The organism is Streptomyces sp. NPDC058880, from assembly GCF_042742535.1.
Lineage (GTDB): Bacteria > Actinomycetota > Actinomycetes > Streptomycetales > Streptomycetaceae > Streptomyces.
Genome location: NZ_JBHYMC010000010.1, coordinates 94,598 through 118,993 on the forward strand (window position 1 = coordinate 94,598; position 24,396 = coordinate 118,993).

Below are 24,396 nucleotides of genomic sequence, written 5' to 3' on the forward strand. Positions count from 1 at the left end.
CATCCCCCGCACAGTTGGCGACCGTTCATCGGGAGACGCGGGAGAGGAACCCCCGGTTCCGTCACAGGCCGGACGCGTGTGCGACAAACCCTTCCCAGGCGGGGTGGCCGAAGGCCAGGTGGGCGCGCAAGGTGTCCTTGGAATCGCGGACCAGGACCGCGCGGGGGGTGGTGGCCACCTCGACGCAGGAGTCGCCTTCGCTGCCGTCGCTGTAGCTGCTCTTGAACCAGTCGGGCTCGCGGTTGTCTGTCATGTGCTCCTGCCCCGGGGTGTCGTCAGGCGTGGGACGCGTGGGCCACGAAACCGGCCCATGCGTGAGGGCCGAAGGCCAGGTGGGCACGTGAGGTGTCCTTGGAGTCGCGGACCAGGATCGCACCGGGGGTGGTCGCCACTTCGACGCAGTCGTCGCCTTCGCTGCTGTCGCTGTAGCTGCTCTTGAACCAGCCGAGCTCACGGTTGTCGGTCATGTCTCTCCCAGCAGTTCCTCGATGAAGGCCCGCGATTCCCGGGGCGTGAGCGCCTGAGCTCGGATGATGCCATAGCGCAGTTCGAGGATTCGGAGCTGCTTCGGGTCGGAGACCGTTCGGCCGTGAAACGCGCCGTCCGATCGTCCGACCGCCGTGCCGTCGGCGAATTTCAGGACTTGGATCCGCCCGCCCATGCCTGCGTGCTCCTCGCGGTTGGTGGGCATCACCTGGAACTCGACGTTCGGCAACTGGACGACCTCCAGGAGGTGTTCGAGCTGGCGGCGCAGCACCATTGTGCCTCCGATCGGACGGGTGAGCGTGACCTGTTCCTGGACGAAACTGAGCGCGGGTCCGGGGGTGCGTTCGAAGACGGATTGACGGGCCAGGCGGGCGGCCAGGTTGTGGTCCATCTCGTCCTGGGAGTACGCGGGCCTCCGCATCCTGAACAGTGCCGACGCGTACTCCGGGGTCTGGAGCAGACCGTGGATGTTGTGGTTGCCGTACGAGCCGATCTCGACGGCCCTCGCCTCCAGCTTCGCAAGGTCCCGCACCTTCTTCGGGTAGCGGACCTGCTCCAGGTCGGCCTTCATCGCGGAGATCCGGCCCCCGGCGTCCAGGACCTCGTCCGCCCTGTCCAGGTACTCGGGGCGGGGGATCCGCTTGCCCGCCTCGACCTTGCGGACCTGGTCCTCCCCGTACTGGATGGCCGCCCCGAAATCGGCGGGCCGTAGGCCGGCTGACTCCCGCCACGCCTTGAGCTGGCGGCCCAGCGCGGCCACCACCGCCGCGCCCTGTTCGTCCTCCGGGTCGACGTCCCAGCCGGGCTCTTCCGTACCGTCACTGTCCACGCCCACGCGCGCCCACCTCCGACGAGCCGATGTACGCAACGCCTCGTACCCCTCGGGTCGGTCCGGACAGTCGGGACGGGTCCGGACAAGCCCCGGACAAAGCCGGGACGCACGGGCGGTGCCGCTTCTCACGGTACGCACGCACGGACACGCTGAGTGACGTGATTTCTCAATTCGTCGACTTCCAGGTCCAGCTGTCCGCGACCCCGCGCGCCGCACGTCTCGCCCGTCTCCTGACCGTCGAGCAACTACGCGGCTGGGGCCTGCCCCTGATCGAACCCGCGCACGTCGTGGCGGAGCTCGCCGCCAACGCCGTGACCCATGGGCGCGTGCCCGGCCGGGACTTCCGGCTGGCCCTCACGGCGACCCCGGAGGCGCTGCTGATCGAGGTGACGGACGCGCGCGGTGACCGGGTCCCGCGCATCCGCGACGCGGGCTGCGGACTGCTCATCGTCGAAGCGCTGTCGGACCGTTGGGGCGTCAGGGAAGGGCCTTCGCCCTGCAAGGTGGTGTGGGCGGAGGTGCCCCTGGCGGCCGGGTCACGGGGGTCCGCGACCCGGCGTGCTTAGACGCATAAAGACCCAAAGAACCGGAGGAAAGAACCAACCGACCAACCACACCCGGCCCGCGTCGCTCGGTCGGGTGAAAGGTGTCAACTGGGCTGGATTTCCGGTGGGTTGGCGGGCATATGCTCGCCGCGACAACCCCAGACATGAGACGGCCCCCGGTGGGACTGGCATCCCGGCCGAGGGCCTGACCAACAAGGAAGCAGCATCTTCCCAATGGCTCCCCAGTACCCTAGCGCGCCCTCGCGCGCCACGTCCCGAGTTCCCTCCGGCACCGCCCGATCCGGTGTCATCCACGTCAACACGTGGCATGCGAGTCACTACACCGTGGTCGGCAACCACCTCCTCCAGCACCGCGAACTGTCCGCGACGGCGATCGGCGTCGCCGCCTACATCCAGTCGCTGCCGGACGGCGCCCCCGTCGGCATCAAGGCCCTCGCCGGCCGCTTCCCGGAGGGCGAGGTGCGGATCGCCTCCGCCCTGCGGGAGCTGGAGAGGCACGGGTACCTGGAGCGGCGGCGCGAGCGGCTGGAGGGCGGGCGGGTGGTGACCCGTACGTACTCGTACAACAAGCCGGGCTCCGCCCCGGACGGCCCTCCTCCGCCCGGCCGGGAACCCGTACCGGACCCGGACCCCGAGCCGACACCGGAACCGGAGCCGGGGGTCGTACCGCAGGAGGCCGATGATCCCCCGCCCGCGGCGGCTCCCGAGGCGCAGCGGGTGCACCCCGGTGCGGCCGACCTGCTGGCGCGGCTGCGGCGCCGCGATCCGCGGCTCCTGCTGTCCGAACGGGACGTGCGGCGGCTCACGCCGGGCGTGTCGGAGTGGCTGCGGCGCGGCGTCGAACCGGGCGCGGTCGAGCGGGCCCTGTCCTCGGACCTCCCTGCGGACATGCGGCGCCCCGCGTCCGTCCTCGCGTACCGGCTCACCGCCCTGCTCCCGCCGCACCTGCCGCCCGCCCCGCCGGGCCGGCCGGTCCGCCCGCCCGCCCGTCCGGACCCGCTCCAGAACTGCGACGGCTGCGACCACGCCTTCCGCGCCCCGGCCCCGGGCCGCTGCGGCGCGTGCTCGCAGGACGCCCGCTCGACGGACGCCGCGTAAGGGCCTCCGCGGCTGACAGCGGCCCGTCCGCTCCGCGCCGTCGAGCCCCGGCTGGCGCCCGTTCCTGCGGGGTGAGTGACGGGACACGTCCCCGCTGCCCCTCGGGGGCTGGATGGTCCCGGGCGGGGGTCGGGGCCCGCGGTGAGCGTCGGAGACGCGGTGCGCGGTACGGATCTCCTCGATTCCCCCGGCCGTGCGGTGGCGGCGGTCGCGGGGTGGAGCGTCGGTGAAGAAGGGCTCCGGGGGGTGGTCGGGCGGGGGTGCCCCTCCGTAGATTACCGGCGGTAACACCCGTCTAGTCGAGGAGTGTGCGCCGTGGAAGCGGAGCCGAAACCGGTGGAGCCCGTCCGGACGGTCGTCGACGGAGTGGTGCGTGAGGTGCGGGTACCCGCGCTGGCCGCGGCCCCCGCGCACGGATCCCTGGGGGACATCCCCTTCGACAACGCCGCCCAGGCCCCGCACGAGGCCGTACTCGCCCGCAAGGAGCCCGACGGGACCTGGCGCGACGTCACGGCCGCCGAGTTCGCGGCCGAGGTGCTCGCCGTCGCCAAGGGGCTGATCGCCGAGGGGCTGCGCGAGGGCGACCGGCTCGCCATCATGGCCCGCACGACCTACGAGTGGACCCTGCTCGACTTCGCCGGCTGGGCTGCGGGGCTGGTCACCGTACCCATCTACCCCACCGCCTCCGCCCTCCAGGCCCGCTGGATCATCCAGGACTCCGGCGCCGTGGCCTGCGCCGTCGAGGACACCGCGCAGGCCCGCATCCTCAGCTCCGAACGGACCAACCTGCCCCGGCTGGCCCACCTCTGGGAGTTCGACACGGGCGCGATCGGTCGACTGGTGAAGGCGGGGGAGCGCATCCCCGACGCCCTCGTGCACCTGCGGCGGGGCAACCGGACCCCGGACTCCGTCGCCACCCTCATCTACACCTCCGGCACCACCGGCCGGCCCAAGGGCTGCGTCATCACCCACGCCAACTTCTTCGCCGAGGTGGACAACTCCATCGAGCTGCTCCACCCCGTCTTCAAGTCCGTCAGCGAGGACCCCGCCTCGACCCTGCTGTTCCTGCCGCTGAGCCACGTCTTCGGCCGCATGGTCGCGGTCGGCTGCCTCCGGGCCCGCGTCAAGCTCGGCCACGCGCCCAGCATCCGTACCGAAGACCTCCTCGCCGACCTCGCCGGCTTCCGCCCGACCTTCCTGCTCGCCATCCCCTACGTCCTGGAGAAGGTCTACAACACCGCCCGAGCCACTGCCGAGAGCATGGGCCGCGCCTCCTCCTTCGACCGGGCCGCCCGCATCGCGCGCCGCGTCGGCGAGAGCGTCGAGGGCAAGGCGCCCGGGCCGGTACTGCGCGCCGCACGGGCGCTGTACGACCCGCTCGTCTACCGGCGGATCCGGACCGCGCTCGGCGGTCGCGTCCGCTACGTCCTGAGCGGCGGATCGCCCCTGGGGCGCAGGCTCGCCGCCTTCTACACCGGCGCGGGCATCGAGGTCTTCGAGGGCTACGGGCTCACCGAGACGACCGGGGCCAGCACCGTCACCCCGCCGCAGCGGCCCCGGCTCGGCACGGTGGGCTGGCCGCTGCCCGGGACCGCGGTGCGGATCGCGTCCGACGGGGAGGTGCTGCTGAGCGGTCGGCACGTCTTCGCGGGCTACTGGAACAGCGGGCAGGCGCTCCCGTCCGGCAGCTGGCTGGCCACCGGGGACATCGGAGCGCTCGACGCGGAGGGGTACCTCACCATCACCGGCCGCAAGAAGGACCTGATCATCACCTCCGGCGGCAAGAACGTGGCCCCCGCGCCACTGGAGGACCGCCTGCGGGCCCACCCGCTGGTCGGGCAGTGCATGGTGGTCGGCGACAACCGGCCCTACGTCGCCGCGCTGATCACCCTGGAGCCGGACGGGCTGTGGCACTGGCGCCAGATGCGGAAGAAACAGAACGTACCGATGCGGGACCTGGTGCGGGACGGGGAACTGCTGGCCGACCTCCAGCGGGCCGTCGACGAGGCGAACCAGCTGGTGTCACGGGCCGAGTCGATCCGTCGGTTCGCCGTCCTGCCGGGCGACTTCACCGAGGCCCGCGGGCACCTGACGCCGTCGCTGAAGCTCAGGCGGAGCGCGATCGCGCGCGACTACGCGGACCGCATCGACGAGCTGTACCGGGGGCCGCGGGGGACGTGAGCCCGATGGGTCTGGGCTGCGCCGCGGACCCTGGGGCGTCCGCTGGTCGATAATCCGCGACGGATCGCTTGGGTCCAGAGCCCCGCTGCATCAGGCGACGTCGGACCAGCGGCTGTGCAGCGGCACCCGCACGGGGCGTTCGGGCGCACCCCGCGAGGCGGGCTGCATGGGGACGAGCGTGCCGGTGGCGGCGCGCTCCATGGAGTCTCCGATCGCGCCCGGCGCTCCGGGCGCCACACGCAGGGCTCCCACGGCGATGGCTGCCTTGAGCAGGGCGAGACGGTGGATGCTGGTCATGGCGTACTCCTTGGCGCTGCGGAGAGCGGTGGCGGCCGGCCTGCGGAGGCCGAACCTCGTACGACCATTGCGCCCCGCCGTCCTCGCGCCGTCACGCCACGGCATCTCGGGGCTTGACACGGCAGGCGGCCAGGCCCTCACGGTGGGGCCGGAGCGCTGCGGAAGCCGATGGGGGTGGGGCGAGCGGGGCGGGGTTGTGGGTGTGGTGTTTCGCCGGGGCACCGCCCCGTCCCGGCGCTGGTCACATGCCGCAGCCGGCTTGGTCGCTTTTCGCGGACGGCGTCTGACGGCGGTCGGGGTCAGGAGGTGCTGGCCGGCCGATCGCCGGTTCTGGACGTACTCCTGCGTACGTCCAGAACCGGGACGGGTGCTTCAGGTCAGGGGGTGGTGAGGGTCGGGTTCTTGACCACCTTCGCGCAGATCGCGTAGGCCTTCAGGGTTCCCGCGTTGTCGGGGTCGGAGTTGGTCGCGAACGCCCACCACCGCTCCCCGCTGATCGGTGCACTCGCCGTCAAGTGGTAACGGTCGGCGTAGGAGTTGCCTGCGGGTAATCCGCGATCTGGAGTCCGGTCGACACAAATGTTCACCACAGAAACGATTTCCGCTACCGCAAACAGCTCACGGTGCGCATTCAAGGGCGCTCTGCTTGGGGCGATCGATGGTAACTGCGGCCCGTCGAGCGCCCATGTCATGATGTGCTGTAGTGAATCTCTTCTGACGGTCGGTCGTTGTACCGCCTCGCTCACCCACTCCCTCTCAGGCCTGCATCGACTTCGACTCAGCCGTCATCCCTCCCTCCCGCCTCCCCCGATCGCCGTCAGACGCCGTCCGCGAGAAGCGATTAGGGTGTGTGCGGCCCATGCCCAGCCCCGGACGGGTAGCAGACGCTGAGAGGCGAGGAGTGCGGAGCGATCGGGTGCGTTGCGGGCTTCGCCCGTGCCGCCTCCGACGCCCCGTCCCGGAAAGTTGGCACCGGCCCGTTCCTCTGGGGGCTTACCGGCGGTCTTTCGGATGTCCGGGGCGGGACGGTCGGTCAAGGGTGGCCGAAGGCCATCGCGCAGCGACGCGACCGCAGGGAGCGCCCTTGACCGGCCGGCACGAACCGGAGAGACGATGGGACTGACGGGAAACCCCCAGAACAGCTCTGATGCCGCCCCACCGCCCCCCGCCACCACCCCGCCCACGCGTTACGCCCCGGCCCCCGCGGGTATCGGCCCGCACGGGAGAGGGGGCGCCGTGCGAGCTGCTGTGCGGAGGTGGGGGCGGGGGTTGGCCGGTGGTGGGGTGGTGGTGACGCTCGCCGTGGCCGGGTGGCTGATGTGGGTGCTGCCGGGGCCGCAGATGGGCGCGGTACTCGGCTTCGGGCCCGTGGACGGGGTCGTCGAGGTCGACCGCTGCTACGAGGCCCCCGCCGCCGAGGGCTGGGCGACCGGTACCGACTGTGCGGGCTGGTACACCCCCCGCCGCCCGGGGGAGGAGGCGCGCGAGATCGTGCTGGACACGGCCGCCGACGCGTACCGGCGGGGGGCCGAGGTGGAGGTTCGGACGGCGAGAGGTCGGGCCTACGAGCTGTCGGGGACGGCCGTGTTCAACTTCGGCACCGCCGCTGGGCTGCTGCTCGTACCGTTCCTCACGTTCGCGGCCTGGTTGTTCGCCTGTGCCCGCAGTGGCACGGTGAGGAAGGCCGAGGGCTACTTCCTCGTGTCCCTGGCCGGCCTGTTCGCCGCCGTCGTGCTGGGGGCGGTGGCCGGATGCCTGGTGGGGATCGGGACCGCCGTGTTCTGACGGCGGTCCCGATCCCGAGATGTGCTAGGCCTCGGCGGCCGGGCGGTAGGTGCACACGTGCACGCCCGCGGGGCTGATCGCCGTGGAGGTCAGTTCGAGGGTGTGCAGGCCGCCGTCCTCGGGGAAGATCGACTTTCCGCCGCCCAGTAGCACCGGCATGATCATGAGCCGGAGCTCGTCGACGAGGCCCTCGCTCAGCAGGGTGCGTGCCAGGGTGGGGCTGCCCATGACCACCAGGTCCCCGCCGTCGCCGTCGCGCAGCTCGCGGATGCGGGCGACGGCCTTGGCGCCGTCGATCCGCGTGGTGTTGTTCCAGGTCAGCTCGTCGTCGCCCAGGGTGTCGGACACGACGTACTTCGGGAGGGCGTTCATCTGGTCGGCGAACGGGTCGCCGGCCCGCTGCGGCCACGCGGCGGCCATGTTCTGCCAGGTGCGGCGCCCGTACAGCAGTGCGTCGGCTTTCTCCAGGGCCTCGGTGAAGGCGCCACCGACGACCTCCGGGTCGAAGAAGGGCTGGGTCCAGCCACCGTGAGCGAAGCCGCCGTCGCCGTCCTCGCCCTGCCCGCCCGGGGCCTGCACGACCCCGTCGAGGCTGATGAATTCAGTGATGACGATGCGCATGGGGATCGTTCCTCTTCTGTCCGGGTCGGTGTCGATGCAAGTAAGACCGGCGGGCGCCGCGGAATGCATCGGTCCCCGCGATCCTTCTTGGGTGATCCGGGTCACACTGCCGCGAGTGGCGCGTGCGGGGTGGCGAGTGGGCCCCGTGGAGCGGCGGGGGGGGGACCGCGCATCGGCGCAGCCGGGTGGGTGGACGCTGGCGTGGCCGCAGGCCTGCCCGATGGCTTCGAACGGGCGTAGTACGGCTTGAATCAGGTTGTCATCGGGCTATTTCGGGCGGAGAGTTGAGGCTGTTGTCCGTTCTGTCGCCGGACCGTGGTGAAGGCGAGACGAATGGTCCGTCACATCTGCCGGGCGGACGGCGAGTCGGGTCGGAATACCTGATAGACAGTGGATATTCACGGCCCGACCGGCCGCATACCCTGAACGGCTCCTTGGGGGGATCGCCGCACTGTGAAGCCGCTTCACCGCCACATCGTCAACACCTCGCGCAAGGTCCTGTGCACGGCCGCGCTCGCGGCCAGCCTGACCACTGCCGCGGTCGTCTCCACGCCGTCGACCGCGGACGCGGGGGAGTCCGAACCGACCCCGGACAGCCCGCAGGCCACCGACCGCGGTGACGCCCGGCTGGACCTGCCGGACATCGTCGCCGACCCGCCGCCCGCCGCGGGGGCGGGCACCCCTGAGGGCGCGAGCGGCATACCCGCGACCGCCCTCGACGCCTACCACCGCGCCGAGCTGTCGGTGGCGGCCGCGCTCCCCAACTGCAAGCTGCCCTGGCAGCTGCTCGCGGGCATCGGCCGGGTCGAGTCCGTCCACGCCTCCGGCTACGGGCTCAAGGCCGACGGCTACACGGAGAAGCCGATCCGGGGCCCGCGCCTCGACGGCAACGGCTTCGCCGAGATCCGCGACACCGACCGGGGCGAGTGGGACGCGGACGTGGTCTACGACCGCGCCGTCGGTCCCATGCAGTTCATCCCCTCGACCTGGGCCACCTGGGGCGCCGACGGCAACGGCGACTCCAAGCGGGACCCGAACAACATCTACGACGCGGCCCTCGGCGCCGGCCTCTACCTGTGCGCGGGTGACCGGAACCTGTCCGTGGCCGCCGAGCTCGACAAGGCGATCCTCAGCTACAACAACTCCCGCGAGTACGTGAACACCGTGCTCGGCTACATGCGCCAGTACCAGCAGGGCGCCACCGAGGTCGCCAACCCGCCCGTCGGCACCTACCCGCCGGCGCAGCCGGGCACCCTGCCCACGCCCCGCCCGCAGCCGGTCACGTCGACGCCGACCCACACGCCGACCCCGACGCCCACGCCCACCCCGACGCCGACCCCGACGCCCACCCCGACGCCCACGCCCACCCCGACGCCCACGCCCACCCCGACGCCGACCCCCACCCCGGAGAAGCCGGCCCCGTACCTCCAGGACCTGACGGTGCTGGACGGTCCCGGCCTCACCGCCGAGGCGGGGACCGCCTTCACCACGGTTCCGCGGGTCAAGCTGCTCCTCAGTGACGGCAAGCCCGCAGCGAACCGAGAGGTGATCTTCGCGATCGAGGAGGACGCCACCGGCACCCTCTTCGGGACGGCGACCTCCCTGGTGGTCACGACGGGCGCCGACGGCATCGCCGCCGCGCCCGGCCTCAAGGCCGGCGCCACGGCGGGCACCTTCACCCTGCGGGTCTCGGCCTACGACACCACCAGCCGGCTCACCGCGAACTTCACGGGCAAGGTCACGGCGCCGGTCGCCGACCTGCTCGCCCGCCCGGACGGCGCGAAGCCGCTCGCGGCGGTCGCCGGTACGAGCATCAAGGGGGTCGAGGTCCGGGCCACGGCCAAGGGCAAGGCCGTCGCCGTGTCCGGAGTCGTCGCCGGTCTGGGCCTGGAGAAGGGCGGCGAGTGGGTGCCGGCCGACCCGGAGACCGCGAAGGGCCCCTACTTCAAGGACGAGAACGGCAAGAAGGTCTTCAGCCTCACCCTGCCGGAGACCGCCGCCGACGGCCGGATCGTCCTGCCGGAGCTCTTCACGGACGCGGACCTCGCCCCGGGCGCCTACCAGCTCCGCCTGGTCACCCCGGAGGACGTGGTCCTGATCCTCCGCATCGAGATCACCGCCCCGCCCGCGGACGCCGCGAACTGACCCGGGCCCGGGTCGGCGGGCGCGTCGGACCCGGCCGGCCCGGCCGTACACACGCCCTGGGGCCCGCACCGTGCACACGGTGCGGGCCCCAGGGCATATCCGCCCCCGCCGCGATCCGGAGGGGAAAGGCAGGAGCCCCGCCGCTCTGCTCGCGCAGAGGGGACAGGGCTCCTTGGGTACTGCTTTTCCAACCCGCGATGGAGGTTGGCCCAGGCGACTAGGCCGGGGTGACGTTCTCCGCCTGCGGGCCCTTCGGACCCTGCGTGACGTCGAAGTTCACCGTCTGGTTCTCCTCCAGGGAGCGGAAGCCAGAGGCATTGATCGCGGAGTAGTGGACGAAGACATCCGGGCCGCCGCCGTCCTGGGCGATGAAGCCGAAGCCCTTTTCAGCGTTGAACCACTTCACGGTTCCGGTAGCCATGAGCCCTCCTATGGGCCAAAGGGTCGCCCTGCTCCAGAACCTGCTAAGAAGTCTGAAAACTACAAAAGCCTGCGGGTCACATTCTCCGCAGGCCTCGTACTGCAAGGGAAACCAAACTGCAACTTGCGTCGAGCCTAGCACGCACCATGCGGCCGAGACCAGAGGGAAAGATCACGTCACCCGGACGTTTGAGACCCTCCTCAGGGCTGACGCGGACCGTGGGACTAGTCTCGCGATGTGGACGTCTACCGCAGCCGGCCCCGCGTCGGCCACATTCAGTTCCTGAACTGCCTGCCTCTCTACTGGGGGCTCGCCAGAACCGGCACGCTGCTGGACCTGGAGCTGACCAAGGACACCCCCGAGAAGCTCAGCCAGCGGCTCGTCGACGGGGAGCTGGACATCGCCCCGATCACCCTCGTGGAATTCCTCCGCAACGCCGACCGGCTCGTCGCCTTCCCCGATCTCGCGGTCGGCTGCGACGGCCCCGTGATGTCCTGCGTGATCGTTTCGCAGGTCCCCCTGGACCGGCTCGACGGAGCCCGCGTCGCCCTCGGCTCGACCTCCCGTACGTCCGTACGCCTGGCCCAGCTACTGCTGTCCGAGCAGTACGGCGTAGAGCCCGACTACTACACCTGCCCGCCTGACCTGGGTGTGATGATGCAGGAGGCCGACGCCGCCGTACTGATCGGCGACGCCGCGCTGCGGGCATCCCTCCACGACGCGCCCCGGCTCGGGCTGACCGTCCACGACCTCGGGCACATGTGGAAGGAGTGGACCGGACTGCCGTTCGTGTTCGCCGTGTGGGCCGCCCGCAAGGACTACCTGGCCCGCGAGCCCGCGGTCGTCCAGAAGGTCCACGAGGCCTTCCTCGCCTCCCGTGACCTCTCCCTCGAAGAGGTCACCAAGGTCGCCGAGCAGGCGGCCCGCTGGGAGGCCTTCGACGCGGCGCTGCTGGAGCGGTACTTCACGACGCTCGACTTCCGCTTCGGGCCCGATCAGCTCGCCGGCGTACGGGAATTCGCCCGCCGGACGGGAGCGACGACGGGCTATCCCGCGGATGTGTCCGTGGAGCTGCTGAGCGCGATGGTGCAGGAGTGCTGACCGCGTTTACCGCCGGGTAGATCCAAAGCGCCCGCCAGGTGAATGCCCGGTTTCCCGGGAATTCCCGCCCTTTCCGCATTCCTCCGCCGGTCGGGGGAAATGCAAAGGGGTGGCGGCCGCACCCTCCCGCTGCTGCCACCCCCTAGGCTGCTGCTCGACCGGATGCCACAAGGCGCCCGGAAACACGGGGAATTGGGGGGCGCGATGCATCCGCTGGAAGCCGGTGAGCCGCGGACCATCGGTGCGTACCGGTTGCTCGGCCGGCTCGGCGCGGGTGGCATGGGACGGGTCTACCTCGGACGCAGCGCGGGCGGCCGGACCGTCGCCGTCAAGATCGTCCACCCGCACTTCGCCTCCGACGAGGAGTTCCGGGCCCGGTTCCGCCGCGAGGTCGAGGCGGCCCGACGGGTCGGCGGCGAGTGGACCGCGCCGGTGCTGGACGCGGACCCCGGGGCCCCGGTTCCGTGGGTGGCCACCGGGTACGTGGCGGGCCCCTCCCTGGACCGCGCGCTCGCCGCGCACGGGCCGCTCCCCGAGACCTCGGTACGGGCCATCGGCGCGGGGCTGGCACGCGCCCTGGTGGCCGTGCACGGGCTCGGGCTCGTCCACCGGGACGTGAAGCCGTCGAACGTGATGCTCACCCTCGACGGGCCGCGGCTGATCGACTTCGGGATCGCGCGGGCCACCGACGGCACCGCCTCGCTCACCTCCACCGGAGTCTCCGTCGGCTCGCCGGGCTACATGGCGCCCGAACAGATCCTCGGCAAGGGGATCACCGGGGCGGCCGACGTGTTCTCGCTCGGCGCGGTGCTGGCCTTCGCTGCGACCGGCCGGCCGCCGTTCACCGGGGACAACTCCGCCACCCTCCTCTACAAGGTGGTGCACGAACCGCCCGAGCTCGGTGGGCTCCACGCCGGGGACCTGCGCGACCTGATCGAGGCCTGCCTGGCCAAGACGGCCGCCGACCGGCCCGCCCCCGACGCCGTCGCCGCCGCCCTGGCCGGGGCGCTCGGCGTCCCGGGCTGGCTCCCCGCGTCCCTGGTCGAGGAGGCCAGCCGGGCCGCGGTTGCCCTGCTCGACCTCGACGCCGGCCCCGCCGAGGGGGCCGCCGCGGCCGGCCCCGCCCCGGCCGGAGGCGGGCCCGCGGGACCGGAGGCGGTGTCGGGCCCGGTCCCGTTCACCGCCGGGTCGTACGCCCCCGCCGGTGGCGGCTTCGGGGCACCGGACCCCTCGTACGGGAGCCAGGGCGCGGGCGCTCCGTACGCCGTCCCGGCGGTGGGTCCGCATGGCAGCCCCACCGAGACCGCCGGCGGGGCCCCGGCCGGCGGCCCGCCCTCCGGGCCGCCCGGGGCCGGCGCGCTGCCGCATCCGCGGACGGAGCCCGGCGGCCGGCAGATCACGGTCAGCACCGGCGGCCGCCGGTTCAGCTGCACCCTCGTGCTGGCCGCCGCGGCCGTCCTGGCGCTGCTGTCCGGCGGGCTCTACTTCCTGGACCTGCTGCCAGGGCAGGGCGGCGGGCAGCGGGACCTGGCCGACGCCGGCGCGCGGCCCTCCGCCTCCTCACCCGCCCCGGGAGCTTCCGCCCCGGACGCTTCCGCCCCGGCTTCGGGCGCGAGCTCCGCGCGGCCCTCGTCCGGGACCCGTACCGACGTGCCCAAGGAGTTCATCGGTACGTGGAAGGGCACGGTCACCACCGCCCGCCTCGGGCTCTCGTCAGAGTTCGAGATCACCATCAAGGGCGGCCGGGTCGGCGAGGTCGTCGCCCGGGACAAGTCCGTCCTGGCCGTCCTCGGCACCGACTGCAGCGGTGACTGGAAGCTCGCCTCGGCCACCGACCGCTCCCTGGTGCTGGACACCGCGGGCGGACCCAACCCGGCCCCGGGGGTCTGCTCCAACGGCTCCGCCGACGAGCGGTTCACCCTGAACGCGGACGGGACGCTCCACTACACGTCGGGCGACAGCCCGGCCGGGAACCCCGAGGGCGACCTCAGGCGCAGCCCCTGAAAGCCGCCGCCGGACCCTGGCGTAGGCTGGCTCGGTCCGGACCTTGACACAGACACACCGCCGAAAGGTGACTCCCGGTGACCGACCAGGCCGTTCTCCAGTCTGTCCTCGACCGCGCCGCCGCGGGGGGCCGGATCACCAAGGAAGAGGCGCTCGACCTCTACCGCCACGCGCCGCTGCACGCGCTGGGGCAGGCGGCGGACGCGGTGCGCCGCCGCCGCTACGCGGGCACCGAGCACATCGCCACGTACATCATCGAGCGGAACATCAACTACACGAACGTGTGCGTCACGGCGTGCAAGTTCTGCGCCTTCTACGCGGCCCCGAAGGACACGAAGAAGGGCTGGTCGCGGGATCTCGACGACATCCTGCGCCGCTGCGCGGAGACCGTCGAACTGGGCGGCACGCAGATCATGTTCCAGGGCGGGCACCACCCGGACTACGGCGTCGAGTACTACGAGCACCACTTCGCGGCCATCAAGCAGGCGTTCCCGCAGCTGGTCATCCACTCCCTCGGCGCGTCCGAGGTCGAGCACATGGCCCGTATCTCGGGGGTCTCGGCGAAGGAGGCGATCCAGCGCATCCACGCGGCCGGCCTCGACTCCTTCGCGGGCGCCGGCGCCGAGCTGCTGCCGGCCCGGCCGCGCAAGGCGATCGCCCCGCTCAAGGAGTCCGGCGAGCGCTGGCTGGAGATCATGGAGATCGCCCACGAGCTGGGCGTGGAGTCCACCTCCACCATGCTGATGGGCACCGGCGAGACCAACGCCGAGCGCATCGAGCACATCGCGATGATCCGGGACACGCAGGACCGCACGGGCGGCTTCCGCGCCTTCATCCCGTACACCTACCAGCCCGAGAACAACCACCTCAAGGGCCGCACCCAGGCGACGATCTTCGAGTACCTGCGCATGATCGCGATCGCGCGCCTGTTCCTCGACAACGTCGCCCACATCCAGGGCTCGTGGCTGACCGTCGGCAAGGAGGCGGGCCAGCTCTCGCTGCACTACGGCGCGGACGACCTCGGCTCGATCATGCTGGAGGAGAACGTCGTCTCCTCGGCCGGCGCCAAGCACCGCTCCAACCGCCAGGAGATCATCGACCTCATCCGCAAGGCGGGCCGCACACCGGCGCAGCGCGCGACGACGTACGAGCACCTCCTGGTCCACGACGACCCGGCGAACGACCCGGCCGACGACCGCGTCGTCTCGCACATCTCCTCCACCGCGATCGAGGGCGGCACCGCGCACCCCGAGCTGAAGCTCGTCTCCGCGAACTGACGCGTCCGACACGATGCTGACGCTGCACGCCGCCGAACTCCTCGTGACCGGACCGAGGTCCGCTCCGCTGGCGGGCGGCGCGGTCCTCGTCGAGGGCGACCGGATCGCCCGCGTGGGTCCCTACGAGGACCTGGCGGCGGCCCACCCGCACGCCCGGGTCCGCCGCTGGCCCGGGGTGCTCACCCCGGGGCTGCTGGTGCGCGGGGCGGACGAGCTGCTGGAGCGGACGTACTACCCGGACGACCCGTACGAGGTCACGGAGCTCGGCGCGGACCCGATCAGCGGCGGGGAGGCGCTGGAGGCCCTGAAGCCGACCGAGTCGCGGTGGGGCCACAGCGCCCGGCGCGGCACGCAGCGGCTGCTGGCCCGCGGGGTGGTGGCGGTGTGCGGCCGCTTCACGGTCGCCGCGGTGCGTACGGCGGTGTCCCGATCGGGGCTGACGATCCTGCCGCCGGCGCTCTACGAGGGGCGCGCCGCCCTGGATCCCCTCGCGGGCCGGGAGTCGGCGGCGGAGGCCTTCCACGGGGTGCTGGAGCCGGGCGCGGTGGCACGCTTCGCGGTGTTCGCGGTGGCGGACGAGGCCGATCTGCTGGCGCGGGGTGCGACCACGTGCGTGGCCACGGTCATCGGGGGACGGCTGCTCCACCGCCGTCGCTGAGACCGCCGTCGTCGAGTCCGTCGTATCCGAGTCCGTCGTGGCTTCCGCCGGGCGCGCTCCCGGCGGGGAGTGCCTCGGCGGTCCGGCCGCCCTCCCGGGCGAGGGCGGCCAGCAGGCAGGCCTGGAGGCGGCTGATCCCGCCGAGCTTGGCGCGTATGTTCACGACGTGGAACTTGACCGTGCTGACGGACAGTTGGAGTTCTCCGGCGAGTTCCCGGTTGGAGGCGCCGGTGGCCAGGCACAGGAACACCGCGGACTCCTGCTCGGTCAGCAGGGCTTCGCAGGGACGGCCCTCGTGCTGCGCCGGCGGCCCGTCCGGCTCCTCGTACGAGGGGAACCACGCAGGGACGCTGAAGCTGACGACGCGCACGGTTCCCACTCCTCGATGCCCCCCGGCCGGCCCCGTACGGAGGGCGGCCTTTTCCTAGAGGACGGGTGGACCGGACAGGTAGGTTCCCTCCGCGTCGAACGGCCAGGCATTGGACTTGCAGCCGCCGAGGCCCTTGATCTGCTGCATCATCGCCGGCGCGGGCTTTCCGGGGCCCGGGCAGCCCTCGTGGCCGCGGCCGATCTCGTGCCCGACCTCGTGGTTGACGATCAGCGCCCGGTACTCCTCCACGGTGCCGCTGAACTGGGGCGAACCCTCCTTCCAGCGCTTGAGGTTCACCACCACGGTGTGGCCGACCCGGCAGTTGGTCTCGCCGATCAGCTCCGGGGTGACCACGTCGCACAGCATGTCGGTGGTCCTGGGCGACGCGATCTTGACGGTGAAGTCCACCGGCTGGCCCGCTCCCACGAGCTGGAAGCCGTACCGCGGGTCCTTGGTCCAGCCGCGCGGATCGCCGAGTATCGCCTCGACGGAACGGGCGGCCGCCTCCGGATCGACCCCGCTGCCCTCCTCGACCTCCAGCCGCCAGCGCCGTGCCGTCCCCTTGCCCTGGACACCGCCGGAGGCGGACGACCCGGCGAAGGCGCCGGGCTTGCCGGGCGTCGCCGGGGCGTCGGTGGACGGCTGCGGCGAGGCGGACTGCTGTGCCGAGGCGGCGGGGGACGGCTCGGCCTCGGGGGACTTCGCGCCGCCCTGCGGGAGCGGGTTCCCCGCGGCGTCGGTGTCTCCTGCGCCCGGTTCGTCGGGCCGGGCCGCGGCGCGGCCCTTGGCGTCCGTGCTGGTCTCGTCCTCGGGCACCAGCGCGTAGGCGGTCGCCGAGACGGCGACCAGCGCCGCGGAGCCGAGGAGGATCGTACGCCGCAGCCGCCTGCGTCGTGCGGCCCGGCGCCTGGCGCGCGGGCCGTCACGGCGGGAACGACCGGTGGAATGGCCTGCCGGCATCGTGAAGCTTCCTGTTCGCGGCGGCCGCTGCCGGACCCGCCCACGGTTGGGGTGCTGATCCGGTGGGTGACCCTCACCGGGCCGCACCCTGGCAGTCAACGCGTGTGCGACGTAGCAGCGTAACTGTCCTTCGGAACAGTTCTACGGTCGGGTACGGCACGGGTACGGCGCGGCACGGCGCGGCTACGGCGCCGCGGCGGCGCGCTACGGCGGCGCGCTACGGCGGAGCCCGCGCCGTCCGGGCCCGGGCGGCCTGAGAGGATGGGGCGGTACCCGCCGATCCGCATCGCAACACGAGGGGCGAACGCCAGTGACAAGGGCCTCCCTGGACAAGCAGCCGCACGAAGTCGCCTCCATGTTCGACAGGGTCGCGGCGAACTACGACCTGACCAACGACGTCCTCTCCCTCGGCCAGGACCGGGTGTGGCGCAAGGAGGTCGCCAAGGCCGTCGCCGCGCGCCCCGGGCAGAAGGTCCTCGACCTGGCGGCCGGTACGGCGACCTCCTCGCTGCCCTTCGCGGCGACCGGCGCGTACGTCGTCCCGTGCGACTTCTCCCTCGGCATGCTCATGGAGGGCAAGAAGCGGAACGCCTGGCTTCCGCTGACCGCCGGCGACGCGACGAAGCTGCCGTTCAAGGACGACGTCTTCGACACCGTGACGATCTCCTTCGGCCTGCGCAACGTCCAGGACACCGACGCGGCGCTGCGCGAGCTGTACCGGGTGACCAAGCCGGGCGGGCAGGTCGTGATCTGCGAGTTCTCGCAGCCCACCTGGGCGCCCTTCCGGACGGTCTACACCGAGTACCTGATGCGGGCGCTGCCGCCCGTCGCCCGCGCGGTGTCGTCCGACCCCGACGCGTACGTCTACCTCGCCGAGTCCATCCGCGCCTGGCCGGACCAGCCGGCGCTGGCCGCCCTGCTGCAGAAGGCCGGCTGGTCCAAGGTCGCCTGGCGCAACCTCAGCGGCGGCATCGTCGCACTGCACCGGGGCATCAAGGTCTGACGCCGTGTCCGACGCAGAGTCCCCCGACTACGAGTCCCTGCTGGAGCGGATCGCCGCCGAGGTCGCCCCGCTGCTGGGCAGCGGCACGCCCGCCGAGTACATCCCGGCGCTCGCCGCCGTGGAACCGTGCCAGTTCGGGATGGCCGTCGCCGACCTCGACGGCAACGTCTTCGGGGTGGGGGACTGGCAGGTGCCCTTCTCCGCCCAGTCGATCACCAAGGTGTTCGCGCTCGCCCTGGCCCTGGCCGAGGGCGGCGACAGCCTGTGGGAGCGGGTCGGCCGGGAGCCCTCGGGCAACCCGTTCAACTCGCTCGTGCAGCTGGAGTACGAAAACGGCATTCCGCGCAACCCGTTCATCAACGCCGGCGCCCTCGTGGTCACCGACCGGCTCCAGACACTGACGGGCGACGCGAGCAGCGAGGTGCTGGAGTTCCTGCGGCAGGAGAGCCAGAACCCGGACATAGGCTTCGATGCCGAGGTCGCCGCCTCCGAGCAGGGACACGGGGACCGCAACGCGGCCCTCGCCCACTTCATGGCCTCGTACGGGAACATCGACAACCCGGTGCCGGCCCTGCTGGAACACTACTTCTGGCAGTGCTCCATCGAGATGAGCTGCGCCGACCTCGCCCGTGCCGGACGCTTCCTGGCCCGGCACGGACTGCGCGCGGACGGCTCGCGGCTGCTGACGCGCAGCGAGGCCAAGCAGGTCAACGCGGTGATGATGACCTGCGGGACCTACGACGCGGCGGGCGAGTTCGCCTACCGCGTCGGGCTGCCCGGCAAGAGCGGGGTGGGCGGCGGGATCGTCGCCGTCGTCCCGGGGCAGTGCACCCTCGCCGTGTGGAGCCCGGGGCTCGACGCCCGGGGCAACTCGGTCGCGGGCGTCGCCGCGCTGGACCGCTTCACGACGCTGACGGGCCTGTCCGTCTTCTGACCCCCCTGCCCGCTGCCGGGACGCTCACCGGGGCGGCGGCAGCTCCCGCAGGTCCAGGGCGTAGCGGCGGGCCGGGCTCCCGCCCGGCGTCGTGAACTCCTCGGCCAGGGCCATGCCCAGCCGCTCCGCCACCGCCACGGAGCGGGCGTTGCCAGCGTGGATCATCGCCACCACCCGCTCGATCCCGGTCTCGCGGACCCGCTCCAGGGTGGCGAGCGCCGCGGCGTACGCGTAGCCGCGTCCCCAGGCCGCTCGCCCGAGCCGCCAGCCGATCTCGATCTCCCCGACCGGCCCCCACGGCTTGTCCGCCGGCCACGGTTGCGCCCCGGTGAAGCCGATCACCTCGCCGTCGCCGTCCAGCAGCGTCCACAGGCAGAGGCCGAGCTGTGCGTCGTGCAGCCGCTGGCGCGCGGTGAACTCCTCGTACTCGGACCACTCGGCGGGACCGCCCAGGAACTCCATGACATCGGCGTCGTTGAAGACGCGGTGCCAGGCGTGGGCGTCCTCGTCGGTGGGCACGCGCAGCCCTACCGCGGGGAGCGGGGGCCGGGTCGGCGAAGTCGTCATCGGGGCAGCCCTTCGGATCGCGGTCTCTCTCGCTGCATAGACTGCACATGTCCGGTGCCGCCTGGCACCCTTTATCGAGCCTTCGGGAGACCCCGCAGTGACCGAGCTCCTCTCCGAACACTCCGCGGACGTGATCGTCGTCGGGGCCGGGCCCGCCGGCTCGACCACCGCCTACTACCTCGCCAAGGCCGGATTGGACGTCCTGCTCCTGGAGAAGACGGCGTTCCCCCGCGAGAAGGTCTGCGGCGACGGACTGACGCCGCGCGCCACCAAGCAGCTGGTGGCGATGGGCATCGACATCTCCGAGGAGGCCGGCTGGCTCCGCAACAAGGGCCTGCGGATCATCGGCGGCGGACAGCGGCTCCAGCTGGACTGGCCGGAACTGGCCTCCTACCCGGACTACGGACTCGTCCGCAAGCGCGACGACTTCGACGAGACCCTGGCCCGCCAGGCCCAGAAGGCCGGCGCCCGGCTGTACGAGCGCTGCAACGTCGGCGAGCCCGTCCGCGACGCCCGCACCGGCCGCATCACCGGCGTGCAGGCGAAGCTGGGCGAGGAGAAGACCCCGGTCACCTTCCATGCACCGCTGGTCGTCGCCGCCGACGGCAACTCCTCCCGGCTGTCCCTGGCCATGGGCCTGCACCGGCGCGAGGACCGTCCGATGGGCGTCGCGGTGCGCACGTACTTCACCTCGCCGCGGCACGACGACGACTACCTGGAGTCCTGGCTGGAGCTGTGGGACCGGCGCGGCCCGCAGGACCGGCTGCTGCCCGGCTACGGCTGGATCTTCGGCATGGGCGACGGCACGTCCAACGTCGGCCTCGGCATCCTCAACTCCTCCTCCGCCTTCAAGGAGCTGGACTGGCGCGAGGTCCTCAAGGCCTGGTGCGCCTCGATGCCGGAGGACTGGGGCTACACCCCGGACAACATGACGCAGCCGATCCGCGGCGCGGCCCTGCCGATGGCCTTCAACCGGCAGCCGCACTACACCAAGGGCCTGCTGCTGGTCGGGGACGCCGGCGGCCTGGTCAACCCGTTCAACGGCGAGGGCATCGCCTACGCGATGGAGTCGGGCCGGATCGCGGCCGACGTGATCGTGCAGGCGCAGGCGCGCTCCACCCCGGCGCAGCGCGAGCTGGCGCTGCACAACTACCCGAAGGTGCTCAAGGAGACCTACGGCGGCTACTACTCGCTGGGCCGCGCCTTCGTGAAGCTGATCGGCAACCCGAAGGTCATGAAGGTCGCCACGCAGCGCGGCCTGACCCACCCGGTGCTGATGAGGTTCACCCTGAAGATGCTGGCGAACCTGACCGACCCGACGGGCGGCGACGCCATGGACCGCGTCATCAACGGCCTCTCGAAGGTGGCCCCGCGTTCGTGATCATTCAACCGGCAACCCCGGTTCGCGCGAGGGTGTGCCGGTGGGGCCCTCGGCCCTAGTCCCTTGCCGCCGTAGACGTCCCTCCGCCCGCCAAGCGTGTTCTGCGCTCGGCGGGCGGAGTGCGTTCCGGGTCTACCAGCCGTGTTCGGTGAGTGCCTGGTCGTCGCCTCGCAGGTAGCCGAGCAGGCCGGCGGCGGGGTACTCGATGATGTCTTCGGGCAGCTCGTGCACGGACCACCAGCGCAGATCGAGGCACTTCTCGGGCTCGCGGTTCACCGGCTCGCCGTCCCACTCCGTGGCCTCGAAGAACAGGCCGATACGCTCGACCTCGGGGTTCTGTTTGTGGTGGACGACGTGCACGAGGCGCAGGTGTGCGGGGTCGACCTCGACGCCGGTCTCTTCGCGCAGCTCTCGCGCCGCGCCAACGGTCAACGGCTCGTCGGCGTCGAGCTTGCCCGAGGGGGCGTGCCACCGTCCGTAGCCGTACGGGCCCCCGCGCTGCGACAGCAGCACCTTGTCGCCGCTGCGCAGGATTACGTGCGTGTCGATCACGGGGGTTGCAGGTGTTGCCGCGTTCATGTGCTCACCGTGGGGTCGACGGGCCGGTTGGGACTGTCGACGCTACCCCTGGGCGGGGCTACGGCGTCGGCGATTCGCTTTGCTACGTCCGTAGGGGTGGCGTCGGTGGTGTCGAGCACGAGCACCTCGACGCCGAGGGCCATCAAGGTCTGTGCTGCCTCGCGGTAGAGCTCGACCTCGCGTGCCGGACCGTTGGGGTCGTCGTGGAAGCGGTGGCGCTTCCCGCGCTTGGCGATGCGGGCCGCGATGCTCTCAGGGTCCGCGGTGAGTATCACGGCGAGATCGGGCAGGAGGACGTGTCGGTTCAGCGCGAGCACGAACGGCTCGGGTACGCCGTCGAGCCGCTGGAGTACGAGGCTCGACGCGAGGTAGCGGTCGCAGACCAGGGTGCAGCCGTCTTTGAGTAGTGGATCGAACTCGACGTCGATGTGCTCGTACCGATTCGCGGCGACGAGACAGGCGAGGGCCCGCCCGTGAGCCCTGCGAATGCGCTCCTCGCTGATGCCGAGGCGTCCGGCCTCGATGTTGCTGATCCTGGCCGCGCCGGTCGACGGCCTGGGGCGCCACGTGACGACTCATACCCCAAACGCACTACCGGCGGTAGGAAACGTCCCGTCTGATGGCTGCCCCGGTGGAACCAAGGCGGCCCCGAAGGCCTGAGGCCGGTGGAGGGTGCTCATGAGGGACGGCGGTCGCCGGTACCCCGGTCTTCCCGGTCGGGGCCGCCGTGCACGCCGCGCACGCACCGGGCCAGCAGGACCAGGCCGCACACCAGCAGGGTGCCCGAGACGGTCCAGCCGGTCGCGAGGAGCAGGGCGTGCCCCGGTTTCTGCCAGGGGCGGGTGGTGTTCAGCAGCCAGCCCCCGACGGCGAGGAGCCCGAGGCCGAGGGCGGCCCGGACCGCGGTGGGGTCGCCGGCCTCGTGGTGCTCGTACGGCTGTGTGCCCACGGGACCACCACCTCCAGGGTCTGACGCTCGGGGCCTGCCCCGCCATCTTCGCAGGGACCGGAACGCCGCGTACCGGCGCCCACGACAACGGCCGGAGGGCCGGTACTCCACCCCCGAGCGGGGGAGTACCGGCCCTCCGGCCGTGTCTGCTGCCGGGACCTGAGCGGGGCTCAGGGGCGGCTCAGAGGACGCGGACGGCGCCCGTCGGCTTGTCGTAGCTCAGGCTGCGCTCGACGATGCCCGTGCTGGGGTTCTGCGCGCCGACGAACTTGCCACCGCCGACGTAGACGGCGACGTGGTACGCGCTGCCCTTGGGGCCCCAGTACAGGATGTCGCCCGGCTGAAGGGCGCTCAGGGAGACGGACCTGCCGGCCGTGGACTGCGCCTGGGACATGCGCGGCAGGGAGATGCCGGCCTGGCGGTAGGCGGCCTGGACGAGGCCGGAGCAGTCGAACGAGGACGGGCCGGTCCCGCCCATCACGTAGGCCTTGCCGACCTGCGCGCGGGCGAAGTTGACGATGGCAGCGGCGGAGCCGGTCGCCGGGGCCGTCACGGTGCCGGTGCCCTGCGGGGCCTTCGCCGGGGCGGAGGTGGTCTTCAGCGAGGTGCGCTCGGAGTCGCGGGTGGCGCGCTCGGCCTCGGCCTTGCGGTCCGCCTCCTCCTTCGCCTTCTTCTCGGCGGCCTTCAGGGCCGCTTCCTTGGCCTGCTTCGCCTCGGCGGCGGCGCCGGTGCGGGCGCTCTCCTCCTGAGCGGTCAGTTCGTCTTCCACGGCGGCCAGACGGGTGTTCTCGGCGGCCGTAGCGACCGCGGAGGAGACCTCGGCGGCCAGGTCCAGGTCCAGGACCGGCATTTCGAGCGTCGTCTCGGCCACAGGCTCGGACGGGGATGCGCTCGCGGTGCCGGCCATGGCCAGGGTGCTGAGAACGCCACCGGCAACTCCGGCGCGGACCGCGAGCTTCGAGGCGCTGCGGCGGGGCTTCCGGTGGCTGGGTATGTGAGCGGTGTGGGACATGAGAACAACCGCTATCAGGGCGTCAGGGTTCCCTTCAAGAAACGTGGGGTGCGCCACAGTTGCGCGCGAAGGGCGCGAACCGGGCGCGCCTGGCTTCTTATTGACGCCGTAACGGGCGAAACGGACACGCCCTCACAGGGCTGTGATCATGGGGTTTCAGAATTAAGTCCGAAATGATCCCCGGACTACCATCCCTCCGCACAGATGGCCAAGCCCGCTTTCGGAACGTCCGATTCGGAGTGGCGCAGGTCACAGGAGGATCACGTCGCGTGGACACCGCGGCCGGCCCGTGACCTTCCTGTGAGGCCGGGCGCCCGCCGCCGCGGAGGGCTCGTGAACGGATGCACGCACTCGGCGCCCCGTCGCACCCTCGTATGCCCCGCGTCCACCTCTGTACACGTAGGCCCCCCGACCGGGCGACGCGGATCTCCATATCACTGCCCGGGCGCTGGGGCCAATTTGCTTGCAGGCGGAATCGTTTGGTAGGGCGATGCGCCCTCCACCTGCAACAACGGGCTTGAATGTCACTATTGGTGATCATGCGGCTGCTTCGAGTATGAAGATCACCACTCATCGGACTTCATGATCGTTCGTCAGGTGGTGGAGATCACAAACTCGGTGGTGTTCCCCGTGTCGCAGATCACAGAGGAGCGGGCATAAGATGCGCACCAGTCCGGCTTGTGAACTGCCTCACATGTGCACGATCTTCGCGAGGCGGGGCACGCCCCCCGCTACCGCTGGGAGGGGCCCGGCCGGCCGCGGTCCAACGGTCCAGGACGACTGGAAGGAGCGAGGAGCGTGAATGCGTACGCGCCCATCCTCGTGCTCGGCGCCCTCGGCGCAGGGTTTGCGATCTTCTCCGTGGTCATGGCCACGCTGATCGGTCCAAAAAGGTACAACCGGGCGAAGCTCGACGCCTATGAATGCGGCATCGAGCCGACGCCGATGCCGGCCGGTGGCGGTCGCTTCCCCATCAAGTACTACCTGACGGCGATGCTCTTCATCGTCTTCGACATCGAGGTTGTCTTCCTCTACCCCTGGGCCGTCACCTTCGACTCCCTGGGGATCTTCGGGCTCGTCGAGATGCTGCTCTTCGTGCTCACCGTCTTCGTCGCCTACGCCTACGTCTGGCGCCGCGGCGGCCTGGAATGGGACTGAGGGGCTGAATT

General features: G+C 71.7%; 27 protein-coding genes. 13 read left to right on the top strand and 14 right to left on the bottom strand.

Annotated features, from left to right (window positions below):
- Window positions 1-61: 61 nt before the first annotated feature.
- From ACFW2G_RS08725 to ACFW2G_RS08735, 3 genes are read right to left on the bottom strand one after another with little or no spacing between them, the layout of a single operon-like run.
- Window positions 62-253, bottom strand: a complete 192-nt coding sequence (locus tag ACFW2G_RS08725) for a DUF397 domain-containing protein (RefSeq protein WP_384582702.1) — start codon at window positions 251-253, stop codon at window positions 62-64.
- Between the two features lie 22 nt (window positions 254-275).
- Window positions 276-467 (bottom strand): DUF397 domain-containing protein, encoded by a 192-nt coding sequence (locus ACFW2G_RS08730; RefSeq protein WP_384582705.1) that lies wholly within the window; start codon window positions 465-467, stop codon window positions 276-278.
- Window positions 464-1,321, bottom strand: coding sequence for a helix-turn-helix domain-containing protein (locus ACFW2G_RS08735; protein WP_384582708.1), 858 nt, complete (start codon window positions 1,319-1,321; stop codon window positions 464-466). The genes ACFW2G_RS08730 and ACFW2G_RS08735 overlap by 4 nt, the downstream gene beginning before the upstream one ends.
- Before the next feature lie 155 nt (window positions 1,322-1,476).
- Between ACFW2G_RS08735 and ACFW2G_RS08740 the strand changes: the two genes are divergently transcribed.
- From ACFW2G_RS08740 to ACFW2G_RS08750, 3 genes are all read left to right on the top strand, one after another.
- Window positions 1,477-1,884 (top strand): ATP-binding protein, encoded by a 408-nt coding sequence (locus ACFW2G_RS08740; RefSeq protein WP_384582711.1) that lies wholly within the window; start codon window positions 1,477-1,479, stop codon window positions 1,882-1,884.
- A gap of 213 nt (window positions 1,885-2,097) precedes the next feature.
- The gene (locus ACFW2G_RS08745; protein ID WP_384582714.1) at window positions 2,098-2,982 is read left to right on the top strand and encodes a helix-turn-helix domain-containing protein; all 885 of its coding nucleotides are present in this window, start codon (window positions 2,098-2,100) and stop codon (window positions 2,980-2,982) included.
- Between the two features lie 306 nt (window positions 2,983-3,288).
- Entirely contained in the window at window positions 3,289-5,163 is a 1,875-nt protein-coding gene (locus ACFW2G_RS08750; RefSeq protein WP_384446345.1) for an AMP-dependent synthetase/ligase, read from the top strand.
- A 90-nt stretch (window positions 5,164-5,253) separates the two neighbouring features.
- Here the strand turns inward: ACFW2G_RS08750 and ACFW2G_RS08755 are convergent, their stop codons facing one another.
- Window positions 5,254-5,460: a hypothetical protein gene (locus ACFW2G_RS08755; RefSeq protein ID WP_384446347.1), complete on the bottom strand. Its 207-nt coding sequence runs from the start codon at window positions 5,458-5,460 to the stop codon at window positions 5,254-5,256.
- Window positions 5,461-5,837: 377 nt separating this feature from the next.
- Window positions 5,838-5,975, bottom strand: a complete 138-nt coding sequence (locus ACFW2G_RS08760; RefSeq protein WP_384582717.1) for a hypothetical protein — start codon at window positions 5,973-5,975, stop codon at window positions 5,838-5,840.
- Window positions 5,976-6,747: 772 nt separating this feature from the next.
- Between ACFW2G_RS08760 and ACFW2G_RS08765 the strand changes: the two genes are divergently transcribed.
- Window positions 6,748-7,245, top strand: a complete 498-nt coding sequence (locus ACFW2G_RS08765) for a hypothetical protein (RefSeq protein WP_157840192.1) — start codon at window positions 6,748-6,750, stop codon at window positions 7,243-7,245.
- A gap of 24 nt (window positions 7,246-7,269) precedes the next feature.
- Here the strand turns inward: ACFW2G_RS08765 and ACFW2G_RS08770 are convergent, their stop codons facing one another.
- Window positions 7,270-7,866 (bottom strand): dihydrofolate reductase family protein, encoded by a 597-nt coding sequence (locus tag ACFW2G_RS08770; protein WP_384582720.1) that lies wholly within the window; start codon window positions 7,864-7,866, stop codon window positions 7,270-7,272.
- A gap of 453 nt (window positions 7,867-8,319) precedes the next feature.
- Here ACFW2G_RS08770 and ACFW2G_RS08775 point away from each other — a divergent pair, with 453 nt between their 5' ends.
- Window positions 8,320-10,011 (top strand): lytic transglycosylase domain-containing protein, encoded by a 1,692-nt coding sequence (locus ACFW2G_RS08775; protein ID WP_384582723.1) that lies wholly within the window; start codon window positions 8,320-8,322, stop codon window positions 10,009-10,011.
- Window positions 10,012-10,228: 217 nt separating this feature from the next.
- Here ACFW2G_RS08775 and ACFW2G_RS08780 read toward each other — a convergent pair whose 3' ends face one another.
- Complete coding sequence (locus ACFW2G_RS08780; protein WP_030012116.1) at window positions 10,229-10,432, bottom strand: cold-shock protein; 204 nt, start codon at window positions 10,430-10,432, stop codon at window positions 10,229-10,231.
- 237 nt (window positions 10,433-10,669) lie between these two features.
- Between ACFW2G_RS08780 and ACFW2G_RS08785 the strand changes: the two genes are divergently transcribed.
- From ACFW2G_RS08785 to ACFW2G_RS08800, 4 genes are all read left to right on the top strand, one after another.
- Window positions 10,670-11,533 carry a menaquinone biosynthetic enzyme MqnA/MqnD family protein gene (locus ACFW2G_RS08785; protein WP_384446354.1) on the top strand — a complete coding sequence of 288 codons (864 nt, stop codon included), beginning with the start codon at window positions 10,670-10,672 and terminating at the stop codon, window positions 11,531-11,533.
- A gap of 204 nt (window positions 11,534-11,737) precedes the next feature.
- The gene (locus ACFW2G_RS08790) at window positions 11,738-13,537 is read left to right on the top strand and encodes a serine/threonine-protein kinase (RefSeq protein ID WP_384582726.1); all 1,800 of its coding nucleotides are present in this window, start codon (window positions 11,738-11,740) and stop codon (window positions 13,535-13,537) included.
- Window positions 13,538-13,614: 77 nt separating this feature from the next.
- Window positions 13,615-14,814 carry a cyclic dehypoxanthinyl futalosine synthase gene (mqnC, locus tag ACFW2G_RS08795; protein ID WP_384446358.1) on the top strand — a complete coding sequence of 400 codons (1,200 nt, stop codon included), beginning with the start codon at window positions 13,615-13,617 and terminating at the stop codon, window positions 14,812-14,814.
- A gap of 13 nt (window positions 14,815-14,827) precedes the next feature.
- Window positions 14,828-15,472: a hypothetical protein gene (locus ACFW2G_RS08800; protein ID WP_384582729.1), complete on the top strand. Its 645-nt coding sequence runs from the start codon at window positions 14,828-14,830 to the stop codon at window positions 15,470-15,472.
- Here the strand turns inward: ACFW2G_RS08800 and ACFW2G_RS08805 are convergent.
- Window positions 15,438-15,842, bottom strand: coding sequence for a response regulator transcription factor (locus ACFW2G_RS08805; protein ID WP_384582731.1), 405 nt, complete (start codon window positions 15,840-15,842; stop codon window positions 15,438-15,440). The genes ACFW2G_RS08800 and ACFW2G_RS08805 overlap by 35 nt on opposite strands.
- Window positions 15,843-15,896: 54 nt before the next feature.
- Window positions 15,897-16,802, bottom strand: a complete 906-nt coding sequence (locus ACFW2G_RS08810; RefSeq protein ID WP_384582734.1) for a DUF3152 domain-containing protein — start codon at window positions 16,800-16,802, stop codon at window positions 15,897-15,899.
- A 310-nt stretch (window positions 16,803-17,112) separates the two neighbouring features.
- On the opposite strand from ACFW2G_RS08810, the gene ACFW2G_RS08815 reads away from it, so the two are divergent.
- Together ACFW2G_RS08815 and ACFW2G_RS08820 are read left to right on the top strand one after the other, a co-directional pair.
- Complete coding sequence (locus ACFW2G_RS08815) at window positions 17,113-17,805, top strand: demethylmenaquinone methyltransferase (RefSeq protein ID WP_384446364.1); 693 nt, start codon at window positions 17,113-17,115, stop codon at window positions 17,803-17,805.
- A 4-nt stretch (window positions 17,806-17,809) separates the two neighbouring features.
- A complete protein-coding gene (locus ACFW2G_RS08820) occupies window positions 17,810-18,739 on the top strand; it encodes a glutaminase (RefSeq protein WP_037918823.1) in 930 nt (309 codons plus the stop codon).
- Between the two features lie 24 nt (window positions 18,740-18,763).
- Here ACFW2G_RS08820 and ACFW2G_RS08825 read toward each other — a convergent pair whose 3' ends face one another.
- The gene (locus tag ACFW2G_RS08825) at window positions 18,764-19,306 is read right to left on the bottom strand and encodes a GNAT family N-acetyltransferase (RefSeq protein WP_384582737.1); all 543 of its coding nucleotides are present in this window, start codon (window positions 19,304-19,306) and stop codon (window positions 18,764-18,766) included.
- A gap of 97 nt (window positions 19,307-19,403) precedes the next feature.
- Between ACFW2G_RS08825 and ACFW2G_RS08830 the strand changes: the two genes are divergently transcribed.
- A complete protein-coding gene (locus tag ACFW2G_RS08830) occupies window positions 19,404-20,687 on the top strand; it encodes a geranylgeranyl reductase family protein (RefSeq protein WP_384582740.1) in 1,284 nt (427 codons plus the stop codon).
- 132 nt (window positions 20,688-20,819) lie between these two features.
- Here ACFW2G_RS08830 and ACFW2G_RS08835 read toward each other — a convergent pair whose 3' ends face one another.
- From ACFW2G_RS08835 to ACFW2G_RS08850, 4 genes are all read right to left on the bottom strand, one after another.
- Window positions 20,820-21,266 carry an NUDIX domain-containing protein gene (locus ACFW2G_RS08835; RefSeq protein ID WP_384582743.1) on the bottom strand — a complete coding sequence of 149 codons (447 nt, stop codon included), beginning with the start codon at window positions 21,264-21,266 and terminating at the stop codon, window positions 20,820-20,822.
- Window positions 21,263-21,799, bottom strand: a complete 537-nt coding sequence (locus ACFW2G_RS08840; protein WP_384582754.1) for a dTMP kinase — start codon at window positions 21,797-21,799, stop codon at window positions 21,263-21,265. The genes ACFW2G_RS08835 and ACFW2G_RS08840 overlap by 4 nt, the downstream gene beginning before the upstream one ends.
- A gap of 143 nt (window positions 21,800-21,942) precedes the next feature.
- A complete protein-coding gene (locus tag ACFW2G_RS08845; RefSeq protein ID WP_037918828.1) occupies window positions 21,943-22,215 on the bottom strand; it encodes a hypothetical protein in 273 nt (90 codons plus the stop codon).
- A gap of 181 nt (window positions 22,216-22,396) precedes the next feature.
- Window positions 22,397-23,227, bottom strand: a complete 831-nt coding sequence (locus ACFW2G_RS08850) for a C40 family peptidase (protein ID WP_037918830.1) — start codon at window positions 23,225-23,227, stop codon at window positions 22,397-22,399.
- 798 nt (window positions 23,228-24,025) lie between these two features.
- Here ACFW2G_RS08850 and ACFW2G_RS08855 point away from each other — a divergent pair.
- Window positions 24,026-24,385, top strand: coding sequence for an NADH-quinone oxidoreductase subunit A (locus ACFW2G_RS08855; protein WP_030653431.1), 360 nt, complete (start codon window positions 24,026-24,028; stop codon window positions 24,383-24,385).
- The last annotated feature ends 11 nt before the right edge of the window (window positions 24,386-24,396 follow it).

Coding starts and splice junctions, on each gene's coding strand:
- ACFW2G_RS08730 (WP_384582705.1), bottom strand. CDS start 467: ATGACCGACAACCGTGAGCTCGGCTGGTTCAAGAGCAGCTACAGCGAC.
- ACFW2G_RS08825 (WP_384582737.1), bottom strand. CDS start 19,306: ATGACGACTTCGCCGACCCGGCCCCCGCTCCCCGCGGTAGGGCTGCGC.
- ACFW2G_RS08725 (WP_384582702.1), bottom strand. CDS start 253: ATGACAGACAACCGCGAGCCCGACTGGTTCAAGAGCAGCTACAGCGAC.
- ACFW2G_RS08790 (WP_384582726.1), top strand. CDS start 11,738: ATGCATCCGCTGGAAGCCGGTGAGCCGCGGACCATCGGTGCGTACCGG.
- ACFW2G_RS08755 (WP_384446347.1), bottom strand. CDS start 5,460: ATGACCAGCATCCACCGTCTCGCCCTGCTCAAGGCAGCCATCGCCGTG.
- ACFW2G_RS08770 (WP_384582720.1), bottom strand. CDS start 7,866: ATGCGCATCGTCATCACTGAATTCATCAGCCTCGACGGGGTCGTGCAG.
- ACFW2G_RS08810 (WP_384582734.1), bottom strand. CDS start 16,802: ATGCCGGCAGGCCATTCCACCGGTCGTTCCCGCCGTGACGGCCCGCGC.
- ACFW2G_RS08800 (WP_384582729.1), top strand. CDS start 14,828: ATGCTGACGCTGCACGCCGCCGAACTCCTCGTGACCGGACCGAGGTCC.
- ACFW2G_RS08850 (WP_037918830.1), bottom strand. CDS start 23,227: ATGTCCCACACCGCTCACATACCCAGCCACCGGAAGCCCCGCCGCAGC.
- ACFW2G_RS08745 (WP_384582714.1), top strand. CDS start 2,098: ATGGCTCCCCAGTACCCTAGCGCGCCCTCGCGCGCCACGTCCCGAGTT.
- ACFW2G_RS08835 (WP_384582743.1), bottom strand. CDS start 21,266: ATGAACGCGGCAACACCTGCAACCCCCGTGATCGACACGCACGTAATC.
- ACFW2G_RS08780 (WP_030012116.1), bottom strand. CDS start 10,432: ATGGCTACCGGAACCGTGAAGTGGTTCAACGCTGAAAAGGGCTTCGGC.